Genomic DNA, 3,355 nt, shown 5'->3' on the forward strand with positions numbered 1-3,355 from the left:
CCGGGACCAGCGCCACACCATCCAGCCGACCCTGAGCCACCACATCCATCCGCCAGCCGACACCCGCGCCCACACCCACCGGGGGTGTCAGCACATCCCCGTCGGCCAGGCGCACCAGGCGCGGTACCCGTACCGCCCCTCGGCGGATCAGTACCTCGCCCACCGTCTCCGGCACCCCCGCGAGCGCCTCCCAAGAAGCGGAGTCGAGGTCGAGGTCGGCGAGGGCGATACGGCCCGGGTGTTCGGTCGTGGCCGTGCGGATCAGGCCGCGGACGGCGGCCGCCGACGGATCGGTGAGGGGCTCCTCGTCGTCGGTCGGACCCGAGAGCACGATCAGCAGGCGGGAGTCGGCGAGGCGCGGCTCCCGCAGCCACTCCTGGATCGTGCCGAGGGTGTCGGTGACGGTCTCCCGAAGGGCACGCGCGGGGGCCGTCATGAGCGACAGGGCGACCGTGCCCGGCGGTCGGGCGCCGGCGTCGAGTGCCGTACGCAGTGCGTCCAGGTCGGCGTGCGAAGGTCCGCCGAAGCGGTTCGTGTGTTCGGCGGGGAGTTCGCCCAGGACGGCCCATTCGGCGGTCCGGACGGTGGCCCCGGTCTCGGTCAGGGGACGCCAGTCCACTCGGAACAGGGCGTCCCGGACGATCGCGTCGCCACTCTCCAGTTCCGTGAGGGTCACGGGCCGTAGCAGGAGGCTGTCGATCGTGGCGACGGGTTCGCCGGTCGCGTCGGCGACCCGGAGTCCGACCGTGCCCTCGCCTTGCGGAGTCACGCGGACGCGGACCGTGGACGCGCCCACGGCGGACAGTTCCACGCCGGACCACAGGAACGGCAGCCGGGTGCCGTCGCGCTCCCCCAGGCCCAGCACGTGCAGTACCGAGTCCAGCAGCGCCGGGTGCACGCCGTATCCCTCGCCGCCGCCCGCGGCCGCTTCAGGCAGGGTGGCCTGGACGAACCAGTCGTCCCCGGAGCGCCATACGGCCTCCAGACCACGGAACGCCGGACCGTACGACAGGCCTGCCGACCCCAACCGCTCGTACAGGCCGTCCAGTTCGACCGGTTCCGCGTCCCGCGGCGGCCACACGCCCAGGTCCCAGGTCTCGCCCGCCGCCGCGGTCTCGGTGACCGTGCCGGAGGCGTGGAGCGTCCAGGGAAGTTCGTCAGCGGTGTCGTGCGGACGGGCGTGGATGCGCAAGGCCCGGTGTCCGGCGGCGTTCGGTGGCTCCACGGCCAGCTGAAGTTCCACGGCCCGGTCCGCCGGGAGGGCGAGGGGGGCGTGCAGGGTCAGGTCGTGAACGCGGTCGCAGCCGGCCCGTTCCCCCGCGGCCAGCGCCAGTTCGAGCAGTGCGGTGCCGGGGACGATCGCCGTGCCCGCCACGACGTGGTCGGCCAGCCAGGGCTGGTCGGCGAGGGACAGCCGGGCCGTCAGGAGCAGCGTGTCGGAGTCGGCGACGGACACGGCGGCGCCCAGCAGCGGGTGGCGGACGGGGCGCAGACCCAGGCCCGCGGCGTCGGCGCCGGTGCGGGGCGCTTCGAGCCAGTAGCGGCGGCGCTGGAAGGCGTACGTCGGCAGGGGTACCTCGCGGGCGCCCGTGCCGGCGAAGACGGCGGCCCAGTCGACGGGGGTGCCGCGTACGAAGAGCTCGGCGAGCGCCGTGAGGGCCGTCTCGCGTTCGTCGCGGTCACGGCGCAGCAGACATGCCGCGGGAGAGGTGTCGACGTGCGCGGACAGGACGGGGTCGGGGCCGAGTTCGAGGAAGCGGGCGACGCCCAGTTCGTCCACCGCGGTGCGGGCGGCGGCGTGGAAGCGTACGGCCTCCCGCACTTGCCGTACCCAGTACTCCGGGGTTGTCCAGTCGTCACTGTCGAGCACGGCGCCGGTGAGGGTGCTCACCGCGTGCAGGGTGGGGCGGTGGTAGGTCGCCCGGGCGGCGATGGCGGCGAACTCCGCCAGCATCGGTTCCAGGAGCGGGGAGTGGAACGCGTGCGAGACGTGCAGCGGCGTGGCCCGGCGGCCCTGCCGACGTGCCGTGTCGAGGAGTTGCCGTACGGCGTCCTCGTGGCCCGAGACGACGACGGACGTGGCGCTGTTCACGGCGGCGATGACGACGTTGTCTGCGTTACCTGCGACATCGGCGACATCGGCGACATCTGCGCGATTGGCGTTGTCTGCGCTGTTTGCGAGGAGTCCAGTGACCTCCGTCTCCGTGGCCTCGATCGCCGCCATCGCGCCGCCCTTCGGCAGGGCCCGCATGAGCCGTGCGCGGGCCGCGACCAGCCGTACGGCGTCGGGGAGTTCGAGAACTCCGGCCGCGTGGGCGGCGGCGAACTCACCCACCGAGTGGCCCAGCACGACCTCCGGTTCGGTGCCCCAGGAGCGCAGCAGCCGGATGAGAGCGACTTGCAGGGCGAAGAGGGCGGACTGGGCGTATCCGGTGTCCTGGAGGGTCTGTTCGTCGTCGCCGAAGAGGACGGAGCGCAGGGGCCGCCCGAAGCCGAGTTCGGCGTCGAGGAGGGCGCAGACCTCGTCGAGTGCGGTGGCGAACTCGGGGAAGGTGGCGGCGAGTTCGCGCCCCATGCCGGGGCGCTGGCTGCCCTGGCCGGTGAACATCCATGCCGTGCGGCCCTCGGTCGCCGCACCCTTGATCATGGGTGCGGCGAGCTGGTCGCGCAGGTCGGCGAGGTCGTGGCCGAGGACGACCGCGCGGTGGTCGAGGGTGGCGCGGGTGGCCGCGAGGGAGAATCCGGTGTCCAGGGGGTCGGCGTCGACCGAGGCGAGTCGTTCGGTCTGGGCGCGCAGGGCGTCGGCACCGCGCGCGGAGACGACCCAGGGGATCACGGGCAGCTCGACCGTCGGGGAGGGGACGGCCGGTACCTCGGCGTCGACCACAGAAGACTCGACGGCGGGCTGGACAGAGGACTCGACGGAGGACTCGACGGGCTCCGGGGCGCCCTCGGCTGTCGTCGCGACAGGGGCGGGGGCTTCTTCGATGACGACGTGGGCGTTCGTGCCGCTGATGCCGAACGACGAGACACCCGCGCGGCGCGGACGATCGCCCCGCGGCCATGCCCGTTCCTCGGTCAGCAGCCGCACCGCACCCGACTCCCAGTCGACGTGGGAGGACGGCTGCTCGGCGTGCAGGGTGCGCGGAAGTCGTTGCGCACCCAGGGCCAGCACCATCTTCATCACCCCGGCCGCGCCCGCTGCCGCCTGCGTGTGCCCGAGGTTGGACTTCACGGATCCCAGCCACAACGGCTCGCCGTCGCCGTCGCGTGCCTGCCCGTAGGTGGCGAGGAGCGCCTGGGCCTCGATGGGGTCGCCGAGCCGGGTACCGGTGCCGTGCGCCTCGACCACGTC

1 protein-coding gene is annotated in these 3,355 nt (G+C 73.5%); it reads right to left on the reverse strand.

Features of this window, described 5'->3' with window-relative positions:
* A partial coding sequence (locus ACFPQ9_RS35115) for a type I polyketide synthase (protein ID WP_380862509.1) occupies positions 1-3,355 on the reverse strand: 3,355 nt, incomplete at both ends.

This window comes from Streptomyces coerulescens (assembly GCF_042657965.1).
GTDB lineage: Bacteria > Actinomycetota > Actinomycetes > Streptomycetales > Streptomycetaceae > Streptomyces > Streptomyces coerulescens.